The organism is Gemmatimonadota bacterium (genome assembly GCA_026706845.1).
Classification (GTDB): Bacteria; Latescibacterota; UBA2968; order UBA2968; family UBA2968; genus VXRD01.
The window spans coordinates 1-22,526 of the sequence record JAPOXY010000089.1; the positions used below are offsets into that span (position 1 = coordinate 1).

A 22,526-nucleotide genomic window follows, 5' to 3' on the forward strand; every position below is an offset into this window, starting at 1 on the left:
TGTACCGGGTTGTTTGGCGGACTTCATCTCCCATGTATCGCGCTATCAAATCGGGTAGTTTTTGCTGTAGTGCGCGGTGGTCGTATCCTTCGGGCAATAGAATATACGTGAAAAAGGGACGCCAAACACCCGTGGGTTGCCAGATAGACCACATGTCCGCCATGTTGCCCTTTGGCGTGGCGGTCAGGCAATCAAAATAAAAGGTCGAATTGGGCGGAAAGTCGCGCACAATACCCGTTACAAAGTAGGTGCCGCTCAGTTCCTGATGATCTACTTGCAGGGCTTTTCCTATTGGATTCTGGTTCTGAAAGAATTTGTGCGCCATGGACTGGGTCAATACCATTGCGCCCGACTGCGTCAATGCCGTGTTCGGATCGCCGCTTATAAATGGAATGGTGAACACATTGAAAATCTCTGGGTCTGCCACACATACGTCTTGCTGAAAAAAGTGGGTTTGGGTTTGCACCCAAGCATTGCCAGACCCAGGATATTAATCGCTGTCAATCCCCTGTTTTTCAGCAGGGTGCGAAGAGTAGCCATGAAATAACTGCGAAACATTTTGAACTCCTGTCGTTATTTCCTATTCATCTCTCAACGCATCCGCCGGGTTTGCGCGGGTTGCTTTGAGGGTCTGGGTGGTGACGGTTGTGAGCACGATGAAGAACAAGACAAGGCTGCCGAGTAAGAATGTGCCAATACCTAACCCGGTGCGGTAGGCGAAGGTTTGTAACCATTGATTGGTCGCGTAATAGGCGATGGGGAATGCGATGAGGCTTGCGAGAGCGATGTAGAGGACAAATTCCCGCGAGAGCAGGGACAAGATTTGCGCCTGAGATGCGCCTAAGACTTTGCGAATGCCGATTTCTTTGGTGCGTCTGGTCGTGGCGAGAGCAGCCAGTCCGAATGCGCCGAGTATGGCGATGAAGATGGCGAATCCCGTAGCGTATTGGATTATCTGGTTCCAGCGTTCTTCTTTTCTGTATTGTCTGTCTATGTTTTCATCGATAAACGAAAATCTGAATGTTAGAGCAGGGGCAATTTCTTCCCATTTTTCTTTCATAAATGCGATGGTACCGGGTACATTTTCGGGGTGGATGCGAACCAGCAAGCTGGAATGATCGGTTGTAAAGAGGGTCATAATGACAGGTCCAATTTCGTGATGCAAAGAGCGAAAATGAAAGTTGCCAACGACGCCAATGATGGTTTTGGAGCGTGAGATAATACGCTTTTCGCGCGGATTATTTCTCTGCGAGACTTTTCGGATATCTTTGATCGTTTTGCCAATGGGGTCTTCTATACCGAGTTTTTCAACCAGCGCTTCGTTGACGATAATCGATTTTCTTTGATCGGTTGGAAATTCCTCTGAGTATTCCCGACCAGCAACGAGTTTTATGTCGAGCGTCTTGAACACGTCGTAGCCAATAGACATCATTTGAACCGGTTGTTCTTGACTGTCTTCATAGCTCACAAAAATATTAGGAGGGCGCGGATGCGCGAACATATTGCTGTATAAATGGCCCCCACTAAACCAGGTTGTGCTGACCACCCCCGGATAAGACTGTAGCGCGTCCCGAAAAACAGTGGGCAGGGTTCTGTATTCTCCTCGTCTCAAGACCATATCCATAGTCGAAATGGAGACGAGGTGTTCGGCCTGGAATCCCAGGGGTTTGGTTCGCAAATAAGCGAGTTGTTTGCCCATCATCAGGGTGGTGATGATGAAGAATATAGATAGGGCAAACTGAAAGATGACCAGTACGCTACCAAAGCGATTGCCCGTTTTGACTCTCAATCGGCTCGTTATGATCTGGGTTGGTTGCAATCGGGATAGCACAAAGGCGGGATAGCCCCCCGCTGTGATGCCGACGAGGGTGATCAGCAGAATGAGAAATGCGAGTGTTGTGAAATTGAGGCCGTCGGTCAGGGCCAGAGATTGGTAAGATAGGTTATTGAATGTTGGCAGGGCGAGTTCTGCGATGGCGATGCCAGCGATGAGTGCGATGAAGATGAGCAAGAGGGATTCGCCGATAAACTGTTTTGCGATTTGCATGCGCCCTGCGCCAACGACTTTTCGCAAGCCGACTTCTCGCGCCCGGGTTGCCTGTCGTCCGAGGGTTAAGGTTGTGAAGTTGACACATGCGATAAATAGCACGAGTAGGGCTATGCCCGATAAGATGTACGTATAGATGGGATTGCTGACATTCGAGGTCCGGATAATTGGATCAAAGTGCATTTGCGCGAGTGGCTGAAGTTTGAGCTGGTTTTCGCTCTTTTCTCCCCACCAGATTTTGGTCCATTTGGGAAATTGTTGTTCAAGGCTATTGGGATTTACATTTGGCGGGAGCAGCATATACGTATCCGCCCTGGCGTATTTACTCTCTGCGTACGCGCTTTGTTCAAAAGGCAATAGTATGTCAAATTGAAGCGTAGAGTTTTTGGGCACATTTTTTAGAATGCCCGTGACGGTGTAATTTTTAATTTCGTCTTTGCGCAGTATGGGATTGAAATGCTGGATAGGAAGTACCTCGCCAATCGCATTGGCGTCTTTGAAATACTTTTGAGCAATTCTTTCCGTTATAAGCGCGGAATACTTGTCTTGAAGAGCAGCCTCGCCACGAATGACTGGAAACGAAAAGATTTCGAGGAAGTTGGGATCGACATAACTCCACAAGGCTTGAAAAGCGCGGTCATCTGTGCCAATTTTTCCAAATCCCCCCCCCGAACGAGCCGTTTGCATCTCAGGGAATGCCTCCCTCAGTACTGCGCCGTCAGTGGCTCGAGGGTGTTCTCCAATCCCGGAGGGCGTCTGCACATAAACCCGATAGATGCGGTCGGCGTTTTCGTGAAAGGTGTCGTAGGTCCATTCGTGGTGGACAAAGAGGTAGGTGATAATGCAGAATGCAAGGCCGATGGCGAGGCCAATGATGTTGATGGCCGAGTAGATGCGGTGTCTGGCGAGGTTGCGGATCGCTGTTTTCAGATAGCTATAAAATAAAGACATTCCAGCATGTGCTCTGAACATTTTGGTTTCTCCTGTGTAGGGATAGGACTTGCACCATACAGGTAACGTGAATCTATAAAAATAGCAAGCAATTCCCGTGCCAAAATATTCTTCTCTATGTTTTACAAGTAGTTATGAAAATTTGCGCCATGAGTGCCGTTCAATAAGTGTCCGATTTTGATACAGTGGTGTCCGAAAATGAACACTTTCTATATGCTAAAAAACCTTGAAATCTTTATAGAAGTATGGTAAATTTACCATAAATTGAGGGAAGGTACAATTTTGAATGAAAAAATAAAAAGTGTAACATGGGTCGGGGATTCTCGTGAGCAAGATGGAGGGAAAAAATGAATGAAAAGGTCAAATTTGAGCAAAGCTCTGGAAATGTATTTCGGGACATCGGTTTCTCAGAATCAGAGGCTGAACGTGAGTTGCTGAAGGCAGATCTCGCATTTGAAATCTATAGTATTCTTGAAGGACGGAAGCTGACGCAGGCAAAAGCGGGAGAAATTCTTGGGATCAATCAGTCCGATGTATCCCGGCTAAAGAACGGTGATTTTAGCCGTTTTAGTGTAGAGAGACTGTTTGGGTTTCTGAATCGGCTGAACCGCAATATCGAAATTCGCATTACGCATTCGGAAGATAGAGGCGGCCATCAGCGGGTCGTTGCTGTTTAGTTCCTTTGCTTCTGATCCGGGCTATTAATGCGCGGAAGTAATTCAGGCAGTTCCTCAATTTCAGTAATTGATAACCCCTGCCAGCCAATTATGTCTGGTCTTGCGTCATCATATACATCTTCTAAATCGACTTGCTTTAGTACGGGTAAGAAACCGATTTCTTTAGCACCGGTCATTTCCCGGCTGCTACCATCGCCTACATAAACACAGACATTTGACGGAAGTCCCAACTGTTCATGTGCCCGTTTATAGATTTCAATAGCGGGCTTTTGTATTTTTTCTGTACAAGAAAAGAGTGGTAAATCGATATGCTCTGATAAAGGGGTAGTGTGCCAGAGTAGAGGGACATCTGGGCCGCAGTTTGTTATGAGTCCAATTTTATAGCCATCATTTTTTAGGTTTTGAAGCGCAAGCAGGACTTCAACTTTTGGTTTGAGTGTCCTCATTGTGAAGTCGTATCGATATTGTGCGGCAGTGTTGATTTTGCAGTCACTGGGAGATAGACCAATTTGAGCGCAACATACAGCGATAATTTCTTCTATTGACCTGAATTTCCCAATACATAGGTCAGAAAAAGAAGAGCCGAATGCTTGTCTAAACGCTTTATATGGCACCGACAACGTTTCGGCCATCAATGCATGTACTTTGTCGTGCTTTTTTTTGCTAAAATTATCGACAAGAGTCCCAAACAAGTCGAAAATTACTGCTTTAAATTTCATCACTGCCCCTTTGGTCGCACAGATTAAAGACTCATGAGATCTCGGAATTTTTGTGTCTGACGTCGGGAAATTTCTATTTCATAGCCCCCTTTCAAAAATACTTTCAGGCTGCCTTGAAACCATGGCTCAATTTTTTCGATATACTGTAAATTGATAATTTGTTGGCGATTGGCGCGAAAAAATACGCGTTTGTCCAAACGCTTTTCAAGGTGGTTGAGGGTGCGCGGAATAAGGGGTTTGAATTTTTGAAAATAGACCCGCGTGTAATTGCCGGAGACTTCGAATAATTGAATGTCTGAGAGTGTGATAAACCAGCACTGATCACCGTCTTTTACAAAGACGCGACTCGAATCTGTCAATGCCGGTGCAACAGTTTTATCGGAAGAAAGGGTTTGGGCTTGTAGTTTTTCAATCGCGCTTGCAAGGCGTTCAGGCTGAATGGGTTTTAGCAAGTAGTCGAGCGCGTTTACTTCAAAAGCCCGAATGGCATATTCGTCATAGGCGGTTGTAAAGATCACTTGTGGTACCTGGTCAAGGGTTTCAAGCAATTCAAAACCGTCTTGTCCGGGCATCTGAATATCGAGGAAGATCACATCGACAGACAATCTTTTGAGTTGCTGCCGTGCGGCATCTGCATTTGCGGCTTCACCTGCGACAGTGATGGCCTCAAAAGCTTTGAGTAAGTGTTTTAATTCCTGACGGGCAAGTCGGGAATCATCGACAATCAATGCATTCATGTTTGTTGTCCAGTGAGCGGTACCTGAAACTTTGCACAAACCTGATTTTGAGAAGTATTTTCAACTGTCAATTGCGCGGTATTACCGAATAAAAGGCGCAGACGTTCTCTGGTATTTTGTAGGCCAATACCGTCATTTGTTGCGTTGTTTTTCATTTGACCGGTGTTTACAATGCAGACCACCATAGCAGTTTGCTGAAGGGTTGTCCGAATTGAGATTTCGCCACCATCGGGATGCTGTGCAATGCCGTGTCGAATAGCGTTTTCGACCAGGGTCTGTATGGTCATCGGGGGAATTTCGACTTGTCGTGTTTCTGGCGCGATGTCAAATTGATAGCGCAACCTGTCTTCCAACTGGGTGGCTTCGAGTTGGAGATAGTTTTTCACAATTGCCAATTCCTCTTTTAACAACACACTTCTGGTGCTGCTGACCTGTAGCGCGTATCGAAATAGTTCAGACAGTTTTGAGATCATGTCCCGTGCTCGTGCGGGGTTTTCAATGACCAGTGCACGGATATTGTTGAGGCTGTTAAAAAGAAAATGGGGATTTATCTGGGCTTTTAGGGCCATCAATTCGGCTTCTTGAACCGCTGTTTGTAATTCCCATTTTTCGCGTTCTCCGCGTTTGGTTATGTCAAACATGTGGAACACGACATATAACAGCGACCATATCCAGAGGATAAAGTTCGTGTTGAGTATTTGGATGCCATACAATTTCCAACGGAATTGTTCAATCGTAAGCGTCTCGTCTATATAAAGATAACCAAAGATCTGAATGCTCTGGCTGATAACCGCAATGACAAGATCGGCTATCAGTACTCTGATAAACAGTTTCCACAAAGGCAGTGTGACCCAATGCCGTTTTTTGAATATGATTCTGAGCAGGTGTGTCCACAACAAAAGCTGGACACTTCCAAAAACGGTGATTCCCAAATTTTGTGCCGTAATGGTCTGAAAAGCAGATAGGAAAACTGTGTTGAGCAAGCCGTATATTCCCCATCCCAAAATCTGACAGGTCCAATACGCTTTGTTGTGGTTTTTGATCTCGGACATATTGCTCATCTGGGAACAGGGGGGGTGATTGTCTTGCGAGCGAGGAACGCATCAATGGTCGTAAAGTAGCCCTCTGGGTCGTCCCACATAATAAAGTGTTTGCCCGTGTCCGTCATCCATATTTCGCATTTCTCAACCTGATCATACTGTTTTTGATACGCGGCCAGTGAGCTTTCTCGCGTTGCGCCCTGAGATTGACCCGAGACCCAGGCTCCCAATACCAGAACAGGTGTTTGTATTTTTTTAATTTCGGTTCGCAGGTCTGTCAAAAATATTTCGTACATTGCTTGTGCAACGGTGTTTGGGTCCGAAGATAGACTCCACACGACAGCCGTATCTATTTTTGCGGGGTCTGTGATCATCATTTTGAGCATAGATGGCGTTGCTTTTTCTCTTTGTTCAGGCGTTTGAGAGCGTATCCAGGCGCGTGTTTGTTCTGCTGGCGCACGCATAAATTCAACTGTTGCTGCCGGGTTTTGTAATGCGGGTAAAAAGGGCACGGCATCGACAATAATAAGCGATCCCACGCTTTCGGGTATGCTTGCAGCAACCCACAAAGATAGAAAACCGCCCAAACTGTGTCCCGCAAGGATTGGTTTTTTCAGATCGTTTTCCTGGATATATGCAATAAGCGCGTCTCTCATGGTTTGCAAATAATGGTCTGTTTGCACGGGGGGTTGTCCGGCAAATCCCGCCAGTGTAAAGACATGGCATTCAAAGCTGTTCTGGTATCGGCTGACTGTTTCGCGCCAAACGTCTCCAGAGCTACTTAAGCCGGGAATTAAGATCATCGGATGTCCAGATCCCGTTATTTGTACTTTGAAAGGCTGTAGATTATCTGTCTGGGCAGATGCGGGAATCGGTATTAGAAGTGCGAGACAGATCGCACTGATTTGCAATATGACGTGTTTCCATTTTGACATGATATCCTCCTTTTGATGGTGAGTAATTTTCTCAATCAAAAGGTAGGCATCAATTGCGTTTTAAGAAGCAAAAGATGATAAGCGGTTTAACAGGCTGGTGAACGGTTCAATGGACGTGCTGGATACGGGGCTTTCAGGGCGAGAATGGCTAATATTCCAAAGGACTTGCTTTCTGATGCTCTATAGCGTACCATTGGTGTAGATGAATAGCAGATTTGCGTCAACTGAATTAATGGCGCGGGGGAGCTGCTATAGGAGAGATACATCTCCTATGGTAGATTGTCCGCGCTTTTTTTGTTTTCAGGGCCATTGATGCACAAAAATTCCTTTGAAGCTCTCTCACTACAAGGAGGTATGAATATGCGAATCGCCGTCATCTCTGATATTCACGGAAATGCAGTGGCTTTAGAAGCTGTTTTGAACGATCTCAAAACAGAATCCATTGATCACATTGTGTGTCTGGGTGATACCATCTCTGACGGTCCCCAACCATGTGAGGTTATTGCTCGTTTGAAATCTCTGAATGGTTCTGTTGTTATGGGGAATATGGACGTGTGGTGTCTTGATCCACGTCCTGGTATGGGAAAGAGCAAGAACGCCAGGCGAGGAAATGAAGTTCGATTCTGGGGTGTCCGTAAACTTTCACCTGATGATCTCGACTACATGCGGACATTCCAGGCAACGGTTGAGGTACCGCTTGATACGAATACCAATCTTCTTTGCTATCACGGTTCTCCACGATCTAATGAAGATGGAATCGCTTCTCATACGCCAGGTGAGGAGATGGAACGCCTGCTGTCTGGTTATCACGCGATGGTATTGGCTGGGGGGCATACGCATACGCAGATGGTCCGTTATTACGGAGATTGCACGATTGTCAATCCCGGAAGTGTGGGTGCGCCTGTTCCCGCACAGGATCGGATACGCCGGATTCTTCGAGGTCCATTGGATGATTCACACGATAGGGGATATCCTCCCTGGGCAGAATATGGCGTTATTGCGTGGGAGAATAGGAGCCTTCGTATCGAGTTACGCCGCGTGCTGATATATATCGATTTGCTGGTGAGAAAAACGCGAGAGAGTGGGATGCCACATGCGGATTGGTGGATTGAAAATCGGTATCCCGGTGTGGTTTCCGAGGTATAACCGTCCTGGCATCGACAATAACCCAGAGGAGAAAACCATGTTTCGCTCAATATTTCTCGGACTGTTGGCACCTTTCATTATTGCTTTGCCGGTGCCGTCTCAAGAATCTCTGTCAACACTGCCTGTTGACTTGACGAAGGATGATGTCTTTCAACGCATTTGGGATAGTGACGAGAACCTACTCTCTGTGAGTCGGCGCACAAAGACAGGAGAATGGGAAGATCCAGAGGCTGACATCCTGTTGGACGAACAGGTGAAGGCATCGGGAGAACGGACTATCGATTTGGCTATGCGTCCTTTGTTCCATAAGGTGAATGAAAGTAAGTTGTTCGATCCCAACCGAACTTATGCCAGCTTCATGAGGCTATTGGATAACTATGCCATCCGCACTGTAGATTCCGAGTTTACCACAGAAGAAGAAGAGGCCGAGCAACAGTATTTTCTATCGCAGATTCTCCAAACTCGGCCCATGCAGATCGCCCGAAACTACATTAACCAGACTTTTAGAGAAAATTTGTCGGAGGCACTGTTTCGTCAGGTACTCCATCGCCTGTGGTTTGAATTGTACACCAATCGCGGGACAATAGATTTCTGTTCTGGGTTTGAGCACGTCTTTGTTGGAGAGGGGAAATACAAACTACGGCAGGACAATAAACGCGAGATTTTTGGTGACGTTTCGGGATACCATTCCTGGGTTAAGTTCTACCTCGACGAGAATAATAAACGTGTCAATTTCCATGGTTATAATTACGACTCACAAGGAACCCTGAATCCCAATATAGTCACTCTGCAGATGATTTATACCGTGTTGGATACTCTGGGCGAACCTATCGCGAAATTGTTTAAGAGGAAGAGTGGGTTCTTTGTCGGGTCGAGTCCCGAATGTGAAGTGGCTATGGCTACAGTCGTCTTTTTCGAGAGTGTGCGTGGCAAAATCAGTGACAAACGCCGGATAACGATCAATGGGACGACTTACAATCTCGTGTTGTATCGCAGTACCAATACCGATGGTAGCCGTGGAGATTTTATTCGGTCATTCTACCCTATTTTTTTGGGACTGGATGATGTCGAAAAATCAAGTATAGATTCGCCCATTGACGAGGTCATGAAATAGAAATAGCTCACTCATCTATCCAATTGGTCCCAATCAGGAGGTGTTTGTTTGGGGGTTTGTTTGCTCATAACAGCGTCAAATGCCTCCAGAATTTCTCGTTTGTTTTTTCCTGCATATTGATTTTGAAAGAAGGCTGTGGTTTCGAGTTCGGCTATTTCACGCACAAAAGCAGAAATCGCAAACTGATTCATAGATACACCTACTACTTCATTTGATGCATTGTAATCAAGCACCATACCCGGCGAGACCTCTTCTGATTCGACGATAGCAGAGTCGTCAAGGCGCAGATAGAACGCGTTGGCTTCCTTATCGACATGTAGTTTCATAATTCGTTATTCCTGTAACTGATCTGATTGTGGTGCCGGTGCTTGGATGAGTTCCAGGTCGGGAATGTCGGAGAAGTCGTGGTCGTTTGAAAGCATTAGACATTCCGTCCTTCACATATCACACGATGGAAAGCCTCCCACTCTTCTTCTGTCAAGTCAATGGCGACGACTTTATCAGGATCGAAAATCTTCGGATTGGGATCATTGCGAAATGCCTCGAGGTCAAATGGCTCTGACCATGACCGCGTGCTGGTTATCTGTTCTACATAAATAACATTCCATTCGTCATTGTCGTTGAAGCGGCCGCGGCCTCTGATCTCGACATACTGTGTCGCCAGCCGACGCATGTCGTCGTTCAGTGCTGGATCGAAACGCAATGGCACGATCCATTGTGGGATGTAGTGCAACTCCGCTGTCCCGCAAGCCCAGTTCACCTCCATCAGCCGCCCTTCCACCAATGCAGACTCGTCTCAGGCCTCCAGAGGGTACTACTTCTCGAAAGTTCATTCGGCATCAATCTCTATTAGTAAATCCGCTGGAATACCCAGATGCGTTCGCAATGCACTAATTTGTTCAATTTTACAAAGTGCCTTCTCGCGTCCGGTGGGTGTATTTTTAGTATGCTCAGGTGAGGGGCAAATTGTCTGGCGTAAAAATCTGAAGGCCCGCTACTCTTGTATAGTGTCGGGTATTGCGGGTGAGCAGTGGAAGGTCTTGGGAGAGGCAAATACCTGCAATCATTGTATCGGGTAGGCCAATCATTTGCCCTGATTGCTGAAGCTGACGACCAAGTGTCGATGCATGGTGCGCAGCGTTGGCGTCGAATGGTAGAATAGAAAAATGCGAGAGTACTTGAGAAAATCGCTGTTTTTGTTGTTCTGATCGGATTGCCCCGATCTGCAATTCAAAGAGCGAAATGGCTGTTATATGGCAGCGATATTGGCTTGCAACCTGGTGCAAGACTTCTGACTGGCGTCTTAAGAAGTCAATGATGATATCGGTATCAACTATCATGTGGGAAGTTGCCATTTTGACCACAGGTGATTTCTTTGAGTCTCCCAATCGTCCAGATCCGAGGGTTTGAAAGCTTCTCGGAGGTTTTCGAGAGATTCAGTGAGAAGCCTGGATTTTTTGAAGGATTGTACTTCAGGTTCAAAATCGGCTTTGGGTCTGATTTCAATACGATCTCCTGGATGGAGTCCCAATTCTTGCTCTGCGGTTTGTTTAGAGATGACAAGATCATCACCCAGGTATTCCAGTTCTACTTTTGGCATTGCTTTTTCTCCACTCAGAAAATGTGCAGTCATTATGGTGAATATAGCCTTTTTTTTACAAGCTGCAAGTTGTGTTTGGTCTTAGACCATCGGTTTCCCATATCAGTTGATAAAGTCACACCTGACGTAGCTTATTCATATCGCAGGGCGTCCACGGGAATGGAGAACTGAAAAACCACCAGTCCTTTGCGCAGCCAGGCACCGCTGCCGCCAGTTTTGAAGACCCTTTTCAAGGTTTCGACAGGTTGATAGGTTGACAGGAAAAAGGCTGGATAACTGCCTGCCAGTAAGCCAGTTAAAAGCGTGATGCAGATTAAACTCGGGAGCAAATGTATAAAGGACTCTGATGTCAATTTTATTTCGCCTCGGATCAGGTCATTAAAGGAGGGCATTAACAATTCTACCAGCCCAAGGGCAACAAGCAGGGCCGCACTTGCCATTAAGAGGGCTTCGCCAAGAAATTGGCATATGAGTTGTAATCGATGAGCACCTACCACTTTGCGCAGTCCTACTTCTTTGGCGCGCTCGGCAGATCGCGCAGTGGATAAGTTGGCGAAGTTAATGCAGGCGAGAAGGAGCACAAAAGCAGCAATCGCTGAAAGCGAGTAAATCGTGCCAATACCATCCCACCACACGCCATAGTCGGTATAAGAATAGAGATATATACGTACGAATGGTTGAAGATGATATGTTGTAATTTTTGCCTCTTCTGGCTCAAGGTGGCGTGAAGCAAAGTCGTGTAGCTTTCTTTCCAAAATTTTAGGATCATAACTTTCAGGAAGTAAAACATAATTTTCTACGGGCCGAATATTATCTGTCTGCGCCCATTCTTCCCAATACCTTCGGGTAGAGGCAGAGCGATTTGGGTCTATCACCAGCACGTCGAACCTTAGCGTGGTTTCGCGGGGAAGGTCTTTCAATATCCCGGTCACCAAATAATCACCCCGAAATTGTCTGTTATAAATCGTGATGATTTGCCCCATCGGATCGGCGTTGTCGAAGAATTGTTTCGCAGTGCTTTCTGTGAGTACAATACTTTTAGGATCTCGCAAAGCGGTTTGTCGATCGCCTTTGAGAAAGGGAAAAGTGAAAACGTCAAACAGGCTCTTGTCCACAAGAGAAACGGTTTGTGTAAATGTCTTGCCATTGCCTTCTAAAATAGATGCGCGTCTCAGAATTCGAACGCCTTCTTGAACCTCAGGAAATTCTGATTTTAAAGCTGGACCAAGCGCACCAGACGTGCCAGAACTCCAGGAGAGCGTTTTGTCTTCTCTATGTGTCTCCTGAATAACCCTGTAAATACGATCTGCTTTTTCGTGAGATCGATTCACGCGAAACCCACGTTGCACAAATAACAGAATGAGAATACAACTGGCCAAGCCAATAGCCAGCCCAACAATGTTGATGGCAGAGAATGTTTTGTTTCTGGCGATGTTGCGGATCGCAACGGTTAGATAATTTTTGATCATGAATAGCTCTCTTAAAAATTTATTGATACCATTGTGCTTGGGCAGAAAATAGTCTGGCATATTCGCCGTTGAATTTCAGCAATTCTTCATGAGATCCGGTTTCGATGATTTGACCATCCTTCATCACTATGACGCGGTCGGCCAATCGGGCAGCACCCAGGCGGTGAGATATCATGAGTGCTGTGCGGTTCTCTGTCAGATCTACAAATCGCTCAAACAGGGCGAGTTCTGCTTTGGGGTCTAATGCCGATGTCGGTTCATCGAGTACGACCAGATCCGCATCTTTGAGATAGGCTCTTCCCAGTGCTACTTTTTGCCACTGTCCGCCAGATAGGTCGCGGTCTCCAAATTTTCTTCCGAGATATCCATCCCATCCATCGCTCAGGTCCGCGTGAATATCGAGGATGTCCGCTCGATGTGCAGCAGCGTGGAGTCTGGTGTTGTCGGACATGGCGTCCAACTGTCCGAATCCGATATTTTCTCTGAGTTTCAGATCGAATTTTGCATAGTCCTGAAAAACCGCTGCGACACGACTTTGCACTTCTTCGGGTGGTCGTTTATCTATATCTCCATCTACCATATAAATTTCGCCCGAGTCAGGCGCGTATAATCCGATGAGTAGCTTTACCAGTGTTGTTTTGCCGGCTCCATTTTCTCCCACGATTGCGATTTTCTCTCCGGCTTGAATTTGTAAGGTCACATTTTTAACTACGGGATCAGTTCTCGATGGATAGGTGAAAGTAATATCCCGGGCAGTGATGGCGAGTCCCCGTTTTGTGTCGGATGCCTGTTCAATGTGGGGCGCACTGATCTTCTCGGTTGGCTCTTTTTCTTGCTCTTTCGCAAGCGCGAAGAACTCGAACGCATCGCCCAGAAATTCCGAGTGTTCGAGTATATTGCCAACGCTCTGGACGGTGCCCTGTAAAAAATTTTGGAAACGCGTCGCATAACTGATCACCACGGCCAAGTCGCCAATTGTGGCTTGTCCCATGACAACGGAATAGATAATTAGAGATAGCGCACCGGCATAGCTCAGCCATTCCCAAAATCCTCCAAATGCATGATAGCCCGCGTCGCGTTTATAGACGTTTAAGACGTCTTTTTCGCGCGTTCGCCATGAATGCGTCCAACGGTTGTGCAAAAATTTCGATAAATCAAAGAGGCGCACTTCAGCCGCAGCCTGTCTATCTGTGAGCAATTCCTGGTAATAATGTCGCAGTCTGTCGGTCAATGTGTGTTTTCTTTGCACATCGTACACCAGGCGGGCGCGTTTTGATTGCAGGAGAAGAGAGGGGATGATTCCAAGTGCCATAAGTGGAATGATCCACGGATGCACGACAAACAAGGTGCCGGCAATTGAAGCGGCAATGGAAAACTGCCAGAGGGGAAGGAGCATGCCATTGAGCAATTCTGTGAGGCGGTCGCCCAAATTGTTGTTCGCTCGTCGGAGGCAGTCGTAAAACGCACTGTCTTCAAACCGGATGAGCGGCGCGTTGGAGGCTTGTTCATAAATGCGCGATTGTATGTGATGTGTCGCGTGGTCGCGGAGATAGACCATGATGATCGGACGCAGCATATTCATGGTCATTTCAACCAAAATGGCTGCGATGTAGAGGAGCATATAGGTTGGGATATCCCAGGCACTGGGGGTGGGGGATTCGACGAGGGCATTGATCAGCCCCCGCGTAGCCAAGGTATAGGCAATGTAAGAAAATCCCGGTATTACTGTGGTGGCGATTAAAACGACAAAAGCAAGGGGATGGGCACGCCAGAGTTCGAATACCATAGCGACAATAGGGCGCCACAGGTTTGTGCGTTGGGATGATTTTTCCTGGCTCATCGGTACCACCTCGCTTGAGATTCAAATAGCTCTGCGTACTCTCCACCTTCGCGCAATAGCTGATCGTGCGTGCCTTCTTCTATAACGGTTCCTCCGCGAAAGACGAGGATGCGGTCTGCCAAACGCGCTATGCCGAGTCGGTGGGCGATCATCAGTGCGGTGCGTCCAGCAGCGAGTTCTCGAAAGCGTTCAAAAATTGCGAGTTCGGCCATTGGGTCCAGGGCGGCAGTGGGTTCGTCGAGGACGAGTATTTCAGAATTTCGGAAAAAGGCTCTTGCGAGTGCCACGCGCTGCCACTGCCCTCCCGATAGATCGACACCGCCTATTTCGGGACCGATGAGTGTGTCGTATCCCTGAGGCAAAGAGTCGGTTATATCCGCACCCACTTGAACAGCGGCGCGATGGACAGCGTGCTTCTGTTCTTCGGTTTGGATCTGGGATAGGGCGATATTTTCGGCGAGGGAAAGATGGTAGCGGACATAAGATTGCATTACGGCTGAGTACGAATGATAGAGCAGGTGGGGTTCTATGTCCTGATAATCAATACCATCGGCTAAAATCGCGCCTGAATCGGGGCGATAGAGGCCCAATAACAGGCGGACAAAGGTGGTTTTACCCGATCCATTTTCGCCGACAATGGCGACTTTTTCGCCAGCGTTGATTTCGAGATTCAAATTGTGGAGCGCAGGGGTTTCGCTTCCGGGGTAGGTATAGGTCACATTTTTTACGACGATGCCCTGGCGCAAGGGTTTGGGAAATGGTCTGGTATTTTTTGTTGGGTCAGCAGATGGGGCACTGTATTCGGGCAGGTCGAGAAAATGGCGAAGGTCTGACGCATAACCCGATGATTCTCCCAGTTGGCGAAGTGCCAAAACGATCAGATACATGGGGTCGAGTATGCCCGAAACCGCTTGAAAAAAAATCGTATAGAGACCGGGAGATGCATCTACAGACGGACTGACGGCAATATAGTATAAGGCACCTATACTTGCCAGGACGCTGATGCCATACGTCCCAAATTGTTTGAGATCTACCCGGATGGCCTCACGGCGCAACTCATTTCTGGAGTCCCAATAGAGTTTTGTCCATCTGTCGATCAAATACTGTTTCAAATCATAGAGGCGTGCCTCTTTGGCTGTATTGCGGTCAACTATTATGGCGCCGTAATAATCTGCCAAACGCCGCTTAAATGTTTGGCGACTCAAGACAGACCAGACATCTTGACCGCCTTTCATGGCTATCCAGATAGACACCCCTGTAAGCCCTACTACGCCCATCAGGATAAATGGGTGGATGACCCAGAGAACAGCACCATATCCGATGAAGCTGGAGAGGTTGCGCACGACGCTCATGACCTGGTCTAAAATATCAGGTCCTTTTTGTTCGGTTTGAGACATGGCGCGCGTGAGTTCGTCGTAATAGCCCGTGTGCTCGAATTGTTCTAATGAGAGGCGAGGGGCTTTGACTATGACGAGGCGGGTCAGTTCCCGACCTGCGGCTTGTTGGAATTTGCCGCTCAACCAGGGATCTATCCATCCTACCAATCGCTGAATAAAAAGTCCCGCGAGAAGGAAAGTTAGATAGGTAAATACCGGGTTCAGAGATCCATCAGCCCGAACCACATCGACCACAGCATCGACCAGATATTTGGTAATCCACAGGTTGATGGGCAGTACGAGGCTGCGAATGAGGGACGTAAACGCCCATAAGAGAGCCGGAGCCGGAGCCACTTTCATGACGAGGCGCAATAACCAGATCAGATTCAGGAATTGTTTGAAGGTTCCGAGGCGATCTGCCCTGAATACTGGAATGGGCTTGGGTTGGCTTGGATTATTCATAGCAATAGCTCACTCATATCGCAACGCATCAATGGGATTGGATCGCGCAGCCCGAATGGCTTGCATGCTCACGGTTCCAAAGGTGATGAGCAGTGCCATTATCGCACTTGCAACAAATGGCAAGACATTCAGGTCTGTCTGATAGGCAAAACCGGAGAGCCAGTCGCGCATCAGATAGTAGGCGATTGGCCAGGCGATGAGATTGGCAAGCAGAATGAGGAATATAAATTCGCGGGAGAGTAGCATCACCAGATGCGGTGTGGATGCGCCCAGTACCTTGCGGATGCCGATTTCTTTGGTGCGAGATTGAACCATAAATGCCGCCAGTCCGAATAGTCCCAAACAGGCTACAAAAATTGCCAGCAGTGAAAATACCCCGAGCATTTTGCCGGTGAGTTGCTCGTCAAAATAGTACCACTGTATGATTTCATCCAAAAAGTAATATTCAAAGGGCGCGTCTGGGACAAAGCGTTTCCACTGTGTTTCGAGAAAGGACAGGGTTTGCGCGGTGTTTTCTGGTCGGATGCGCAGGGCCAGCGAGGAAAATAGCTTCCAGCGGGCCACAAATCCCATGGGGGCTATTTCTTCTCGGAGCGTCAAGCTGTGGTAGTCTTTTACAACGCCAATTACGGTCAGAGTTGGATTTATCAATGCCTGCCACTCGATCTGTTTGCCAATCGGATTATCCTCCCAGCCGAGCAGGCGTACGGCTGTTTCATTCAAGATAATCGCCTGAGAGGTATCGCTGGCAACATCTGCTGAAAAGGCGCGACCGCGAAGCACGGGAATGTCAAATGTTTCAAAGTACGAATCATCGACTTCGTTCATGCGAATTGTCCGTTCTTTTGTGCGGTCTCTATCGGGCCAGATTAAGCGCGGTCGTCCGCCGTATCCCGAGATGTCGTATCGCAGTGCCGACGCGCTGAGGATATTGGGGTGTTCGAGAAAGACCTGTTTGACCATCTGATGGCGTGCTGAAAGGCGCATTTGTGGGTCAAGTTCATGCTCACGGTCGTGAGCAAAGATCGGTAAACTCACAATGTGATCGCGTGCAAAACCCATGTCCTTAGTGTCTATAAATCGCAGTTGTTGATAAACGATCAGGGTGCAGATCACCAGCAAGATGGACATGCCAAATTGAAAAATCACGAGTCCTTTCTTCAACCATGCAGAACCGGAGAAGGACGATGCACTGCTTTTTAGCACTGTGACCGGACTAAAGGATGAGAGGAAAAATGCCGGATACCATCCCGCCAGTAATCCGACCAACAATGTGAATGCCAGTACCGCTGGTGTGCATGTTATCACTGTAGCTGCGTTGAGGTGTAAGTTGCCGCGCACAAATTGGTTGAATAAGGGCAGGCATAGCTCGACCAGTGCCAGGGCAATCAGCAGGGCAGAACAGGTTAAAAGCAGGGATTCAGTTAAAAATTGGACCATCAATTGTGGACGATGCGCGCCAACGACTTTTCGCACGCCGACTTCGCGCTTGCGGGTGACAGCGCGAGCAGTCGCCAGATTTGTAAAGTTCACGCAGGCAATGACCACCACGATCATTCCAATAGCCGCCAACAGGTAAATTTGTTGTATGGGGCTGTCGGCAGCCGGGTCAAAATCGGATTTACCATACAGGTACACGCGGTGCAGCGGTTGCAGATGATAGGCGTTTTTTGCTGCAACTTCATCCCCCATATACTGCACGATCAACGACTGCATTTTCGCCTGGAGAGTTTCTGCGTTTTGCCCTGCTTTTAATAGTACGTATGTGTTTACTGGACGCCACGATAGCAAAGGCCGCCACATCGTCCACGCCCGTTGCGTCTCTTCTACAGGGGGTATTGTGGTTGAGAGTATTTGAAAATAAAGTTCTGGCGAGAGATGAGGCTCTTTTACAATGCCGGTAACTGTGTACTCGCCAGGGAAACTGTTGTCGTCGATTGAAAATGTTTTGCCCATTGGGTCCGTATCGCCAAACAAGTGTTGCGCCATGTCGTCGGTAATGACCACAGAGTAGGGCGTGCGAAACGCGGTTTCTAAGTCGCCTTTTACGAGGGGAAAATCAAATACGTCCAAAAAGTTGTCATCTACCAGTGCAAAGGAGTATCGACCCTGGCGTTCGCCGTATTGTGCAGATACGCCACCCCACCAGATACGCACGGTTGTTTCTACTTCGGGAAATGTTTCTTTCAGCACAGGACCGAGTGTACCTGATGTACCGATGCCATAAGTTGTTCGTGTGCTGCCGCGTTGTTCTCGAATTACTTTGTAAATGCGGTCGCCCAGGGTGTGAAAACGATCTGCTGCAAATTCCTGCTGGATGTACAACAGGATCAGAATGCCACACGCCAATCCGATAGCAAGTCCCAATACATTGATGGATGTGTACAATTTGTGCCGCATCAAATTTCGGATCGCAACGGTTAGATAATTTTTAATCATGAGAATTTCCTCTCATTAATCACTATTCATCTCTCAACGAATCAGCCGGGTTTGCGCGTGCGGCTTTGAGGGTCTGGGTGGTGACGGTTGTGAGTACGACGAGGAACATGGCTATGCTGCCGAGTAAGAATATGCCAATACCCAATTCAGTGCGGTAGGCGAAGGTTTGTAACCATTTATTGGTCGCGTAATAGGCGATGGGGAATGCGATGAGGCTCGATAGGACGATGTAGAGGACAAATTCTCGTGAGAGCAGGGATAAGATTTGCTTTTGGGATGCGCCTAAGACTTTGCGGATGCCGATTTCTTTGGTGCGTCTGGTTGTGGCGAGAGCCGCCAGTCCAAATGCGCCGAGTGCAGCGATGAAGATGGCGAATCCGGTGGCGTATTGGATCATGAGATTCCAGCGTTCTTCTTTTTTGTATTGTCTGTCTATGTTTTCATCGAGAAATGAAAATCTGAATGCGTGATGAGGTGCGACTTTTTCCCACTGTTCTTTCATGAACGCAATTGTGCCAGGCATATCCTCGGGACGGATGCGAACATACAATTTGTTAGTCCATGCCTGGAGGATCATAGTAGCGGGTTCTATTTTGTGGTGCAGGGAAAGAAAGTGGAAGTTGCGAACAACGCCGATGATAGCCTTGTTGTATGCGCCATATTGGATTGTTTTGCCAATTGGATCTTCTATGCCGAATTTTTCGACGAATGCTTCGTTGACAATGATCGATTTTTTTTCATCGGATGGAAATTCTCTGAAGAATTCTCGACCCGCAACGAGTTTTATGCCGAGTGTTTTGAAAAAGTCGTAATCAATTCCAATGTTTTCAACGCGGTACTCTGGACTTCCTTTATAACTTCGATAGCTCATACTACGCCCGGTGTTATTGGTTAGACTGTAATCCATCCAGGTCGCGCTGACTACTGCATGGTGAGACTGTAGGGCATCCCGAAAAACAGTTGGTAAGGTTTTGCTTTCTTCTTCCAGAGGATAGGTCGATATAGTAATAATGTTTTCGGTTTGATACCCCAAAGGTTGGGTTCGCAAAAATGTGAGTTGTTTGCCCATCATCAGGGTGGTGATGATGAGAAATATGGACAGGGCAAATTGAAAAATGATCAATACATTGCCAAAACGATTGCCGGTTTTCATTTGCAAACGGCTCGCTATGATTTGGGTCGGCTGCAATCGGGATAAGATAAAGGCGGGATACCCACCTGCTGTGATGCCGACGAGGATGACAAGCAGAATGAGAAAGGCGAGTGTTATGAGATTGAGGCCATCGCTCATGGACAGGGATTTTCCGACCAGGGTTAGTCCGACTAAGTTGTTGAACGTTGGCAATGCGAGTTCTGCTATGGCAATGCCAGCGATAAGCGCGATGAGGATGAGTAAGAGTGATTCCCCGATAAATTGGTTTGCAATCTGCGAGCACTTTGCACCAACCACTTTTCGCAAACCGACTTCTCGCGCCCGCGTTGCCTGCCGTCCGAGGGTCAGGGTCGTGAAGTTGACGCAGGCGATAAACAGGACGAGGATTGCAATGCCCGATAATATGTATGAGTAAACTGGATTACTGATGCTGTATTCCCATAAGTTCTGGTTGAAGTGCATCTGGGTGATAGGGAGGAGTTTAAGTTGTCTCTCTTCGCCTCTGCTTTCGGCCCACCAGTTTTTGATCCATTTGGTAGATTGTTGTTCAATACTATTGGGGTGTACATCCGGGAGTAGTAGTATATACGTATCCTGTAAAGAGGTGTAGTTATACTGCCTCTGCATAGCTTCTATCTCAGCTTCCAGTTGTTCATAAGGCAGTAGCACTTCAAATTCAAGCGTGGAGTTTTTGGGTACGTCTTTTAGGATGCCCGTGATGGTGTAGTTGTGAATTTCCTTTTCCCGCTGAATTGGAAGTGGTTCTCCGACCGGGTTGGCTTTGTTGAAATACTTCTGTGCTGCTTTTTCTGTAATCAGTGCAGAATATTTGTCTTTAAGGGCATTCGCAGGGTCGCCATGAATGAGTGGGAAAGAAAAAATGTCGAGGAAGTTGGGATCAACAAAACCCAGGAGCGGTCGAAAAGAGCGATCTTCTATACTAATATCCCCGCTGTCATTGCTGAAACGAACAGTCTGTATGTTGGGGAATGTTTCGCTGATTGCAGGACCGAGAGAGTGTGGTACCCCACCAATCATACGATCACCAAAAGGACCTTTTTCTTTTGCTGTAATCCGATAGATGCGGTCGGCCTTTTCATGAAAGGTGTCGTAGGTCCATTCGTGGTGGACAAAGAGAAAGGTGAGGATGCAGAAGGCGAGGCCAATGGAAATGCCGATGATGTTGATGGCAGAGTAGATGCGGTGTCTGGCGAGGTTGCGGATCGCCGTTTTCAGGTAGCTACCGAATAAAGACATTTCAACACTGGCTTTGAACATTTTATACCTCATAGAAATACAGAATTGCAAAACTACTAGAAATTCACGATATTTAAAATCACGAGAATCAAAAAAAATTCGCATTGCGTGTTGGAGCCTTTTTTATGAAAACCGAGCGTTGGACAATCCCAGGGATTATCAAAGACGGTGTGGTTGTGCCCCAGAGCAATACCCCCTTGCCCAATGGCATCTATGTAGATATTCTCATTCGTCCTGTGGATATGACGCCTGAACTCAAGTCCGAATTAGACCAGTGGGACAAGGCGAGCGATGAGGCATGGACACTGATTGATCAATGGGAGGCAGAAGAGCGGTGAATGTTGGGGACATTCATTGGGTCGATCTGCCCTCCGCCAATGGCCATGAGCAACGCGGGCGTCGTCCCGCCGTGGTTTTACAAGATGACAACTATGGTGACGGCTTACCTGTTGTACTTGTGATACCTCTGACGACAGTAAGGTCAGCAACCCGTTTTGCTGGTACGACATTCATTCGTCCCACACCAGAAAATGGGTTGCAACACGAATCGGTGGCACTCGTATTTCAACTGAGGGCGATTGACCGACGTCGCCTTCAGGAACGCATTGGGAATGTGAGTACTCAGGTTTTGAACACAATATTTGAGGAGCTTGCAAAACTCACGGGACGCAATCTGTAAGAGAGATTCTTACGATAGGATTGCTCATTACCACAGACAACAGAACGCCATTGCATTTTCGCATATTTCAAAAAAGGGGACTGGGTGACCGGTCCCCTTAAAAATTTACTGTTATTCAAGGGACTGTCACAACGAAATAGCTCACTCATATCGCAACTCTTTCACAGGGTCTGTTCGCACAATGCGTGTGGTGTGATATGAAATTGCCACAAGTGCCAGGGCGATACAGCCTATCGCTGGTCCTGCAAAGTGCATTGGCTCCAGTGGTGTTTGAAATGGAAAGCGTTGCAAATACGCACGCATCGCAAAAAAGGACATGGAGGTTCCAATGATACACCCAATGACAGCAAGACGGACTATGGGTAAGGATAGTAAGACAAAGAGGGCGTGTGCAGAAGCTCCCAGAACTTTGCGAACGCCAACTTCTTTTGTGCGGCGGGACAGCATGTGCATGGCAAGCCCGATCAATCCCACACAGGCGACTACAATCGCCATGAGCGAGGCCGTATAGCCGATGGATTGATACATTTTTCGAGGATCTCGAATGGAATTTACAAGGTCATCCTGCAAAAGACCGAACTGCGGTGTAATACTTGGCGCAACTTCGGACCAGAGGTGCTTCAATCTTGTTTCGGTTTCCGTTGCCATATCCGGTTGGAGGCGCACCAGAATAGCCCGAATCGCGGTTTCGGGGTCTTTGTGAATGACCAGTGGTCCCATAGGGGGCAAAGTATTTTGAAAATAAAAATCAGGAACGACGCCTACGACCTGGGGGTGCTCAACTTGTCCCACTTGAAATGGAAATGTCTGACCAGGTGCGTGCGCCCATTCGAATCGCTTTGCGAGGTGTTCGTTGACCAAAACCTCGTTGGTCGGTCCGTTTGG

General features: G+C 47.5%; 21 protein-coding genes. 5 read left to right on the forward strand and 16 right to left on the reverse strand.

From position 1 onward, the window contains the following. A partial coding sequence (locus tag OXG87_08920) for an ABC transporter permease (protein MCY3869666.1) occupies positions 1-427 on the reverse strand: 427 nt, incomplete at its 3' end. Positions 428-580: 153 nt separating this feature from the next. Further along, positions 581-3,019 carry an ABC transporter permease gene (locus tag OXG87_08925; protein MCY3869667.1) on the reverse strand — a complete coding sequence of 813 codons (2,439 nt, stop codon included), beginning with the start codon at positions 3,017-3,019 and terminating at the stop codon, positions 581-583. Positions 3,020-3,345: 326 nt separating this feature from the next. Here OXG87_08925 and OXG87_08930 point away from each other — a divergent pair, with 326 nt between their 5' ends. Continuing rightward, positions 3,346-3,675 (forward strand): helix-turn-helix transcriptional regulator, encoded by a 330-nt coding sequence (locus OXG87_08930; GenBank protein MCY3869668.1) that lies wholly within the window; start codon positions 3,346-3,348, stop codon positions 3,673-3,675. Here the strand turns inward: OXG87_08930 and OXG87_08935 are convergent. From OXG87_08935 to OXG87_08950, 4 genes are read right to left on the reverse strand one after another with little or no spacing between them, the layout of a single operon-like run. Beyond that, positions 3,672-4,394 (reverse strand): HAD family hydrolase, encoded by a 723-nt coding sequence (locus OXG87_08935; GenBank protein ID MCY3869669.1) that lies wholly within the window; start codon positions 4,392-4,394, stop codon positions 3,672-3,674. The genes OXG87_08930 and OXG87_08935 overlap by 4 nt on opposite strands. A gap of 23 nt (positions 4,395-4,417) precedes the next feature. Continuing rightward, positions 4,418-5,131, reverse strand: a complete 714-nt coding sequence (locus OXG87_08940; GenBank protein ID MCY3869670.1) for a LytTR family DNA-binding domain-containing protein — start codon at positions 5,129-5,131, stop codon at positions 4,418-4,420. After that, positions 5,128-6,183: a histidine kinase gene (locus OXG87_08945; GenBank protein MCY3869671.1), complete on the reverse strand. Its 1,056-nt coding sequence runs from the start codon at positions 6,181-6,183 to the stop codon at positions 5,128-5,130. Before OXG87_08945 ends, OXG87_08940 begins: the two co-directional genes overlap by 4 nt. Positions 6,184-6,188: 5 nt before the next feature. Further along, positions 6,189-7,106, reverse strand: a complete 918-nt coding sequence (locus tag OXG87_08950; protein ID MCY3869672.1) for an alpha/beta hydrolase — start codon at positions 7,104-7,106, stop codon at positions 6,189-6,191. Between the two features lie 360 nt (positions 7,107-7,466). Between OXG87_08950 and OXG87_08955 the strand changes: the two genes are divergently transcribed. Beyond that, positions 7,467-8,252 (forward strand): metallophosphoesterase family protein, encoded by a 786-nt coding sequence (locus OXG87_08955; protein ID MCY3869673.1) that lies wholly within the window; start codon positions 7,467-7,469, stop codon positions 8,250-8,252. A 37-nt stretch (positions 8,253-8,289) separates the two neighbouring features. Beyond that, positions 8,290-9,366, forward strand: coding sequence for an endoribonuclease (locus OXG87_08960; GenBank protein MCY3869674.1), 1,077 nt, complete (start codon positions 8,290-8,292; stop codon positions 9,364-9,366). 11 nt (positions 9,367-9,377) lie between these two features. Here the strand turns inward: OXG87_08960 and OXG87_08965 are convergent, their stop codons facing one another. The 9 genes from OXG87_08965 to OXG87_09005 form a co-directional block, all read right to left on the reverse strand. Further along, the gene (locus OXG87_08965) at positions 9,378-9,692 is read right to left on the reverse strand and encodes a DUF2283 domain-containing protein (protein ID MCY3869675.1); all 315 of its coding nucleotides are present in this window, start codon (positions 9,690-9,692) and stop codon (positions 9,378-9,380) included. A 95-nt stretch (positions 9,693-9,787) separates the two neighbouring features. Continuing rightward, a complete protein-coding gene (locus OXG87_08970) occupies positions 9,788-10,132 on the reverse strand; it encodes a hypothetical protein (GenBank protein MCY3869676.1) in 345 nt (114 codons plus the stop codon). Positions 10,133-10,316: 184 nt separating this feature from the next. After that, on the reverse strand, positions 10,317-10,706 hold the full coding sequence (locus OXG87_08975) for a type II toxin-antitoxin system VapC family toxin (protein MCY3869677.1): 390 nt from the start codon (positions 10,704-10,706) through the stop codon (positions 10,317-10,319). After that, positions 10,703-10,966 (reverse strand): hypothetical protein, encoded by a 264-nt coding sequence (locus tag OXG87_08980; protein ID MCY3869678.1) that lies wholly within the window; start codon positions 10,964-10,966, stop codon positions 10,703-10,705. Before OXG87_08980 ends, OXG87_08975 begins: the two co-directional genes overlap by 4 nt. 131 nt (positions 10,967-11,097) lie before the next feature. Next, positions 11,098-12,435: an ABC transporter permease gene (locus OXG87_08985; protein MCY3869679.1), complete on the reverse strand. Its 1,338-nt coding sequence runs from the start codon at positions 12,433-12,435 to the stop codon at positions 11,098-11,100. A 19-nt stretch (positions 12,436-12,454) separates the two neighbouring features. Further along, entirely contained in the window at positions 12,455-14,275 is a 1,821-nt protein-coding gene (locus tag OXG87_08990; protein MCY3869680.1) for an ABC transporter ATP-binding protein, read from the reverse strand. Beyond that, positions 14,272-16,113 (reverse strand): ABC transporter ATP-binding protein, encoded by a 1,842-nt coding sequence (locus tag OXG87_08995; GenBank protein ID MCY3869681.1) that lies wholly within the window; start codon positions 16,111-16,113, stop codon positions 14,272-14,274. The genes OXG87_08990 and OXG87_08995 overlap by 4 nt, the downstream gene beginning before the upstream one ends. Before the next feature lie 9 nt (positions 16,114-16,122). Continuing rightward, positions 16,123-18,552, reverse strand: a complete 2,430-nt coding sequence (locus OXG87_09000; protein MCY3869682.1) for an ABC transporter permease — start codon at positions 18,550-18,552, stop codon at positions 16,123-16,125. A 22-nt stretch (positions 18,553-18,574) separates the two neighbouring features. After that, positions 18,575-20,983: an ABC transporter permease gene (locus OXG87_09005; GenBank protein ID MCY3869683.1), complete on the reverse strand. Its 2,409-nt coding sequence runs from the start codon at positions 20,981-20,983 to the stop codon at positions 18,575-18,577. 104 nt (positions 20,984-21,087) lie between these two features. Between OXG87_09005 and OXG87_09010 the strand changes: the two genes are divergently transcribed. Next, entirely contained in the window at positions 21,088-21,300 is a 213-nt protein-coding gene (locus OXG87_09010; protein MCY3869684.1) for a hypothetical protein, read from the forward strand. Further along, positions 21,297-21,641 (forward strand): type II toxin-antitoxin system PemK/MazF family toxin, encoded by a 345-nt coding sequence (locus tag OXG87_09015; GenBank protein ID MCY3869685.1) that lies wholly within the window; start codon positions 21,297-21,299, stop codon positions 21,639-21,641. Before OXG87_09010 ends, OXG87_09015 begins: the two co-directional genes overlap by 4 nt. Positions 21,642-21,782: 141 nt before the next feature. Here OXG87_09015 and OXG87_09020 read toward each other — a convergent pair. After that, positions 21,783-22,526: hypothetical protein (locus OXG87_09020; GenBank protein MCY3869686.1), on the reverse strand; the 744-nt coding region annotated here is incomplete at its 5' end.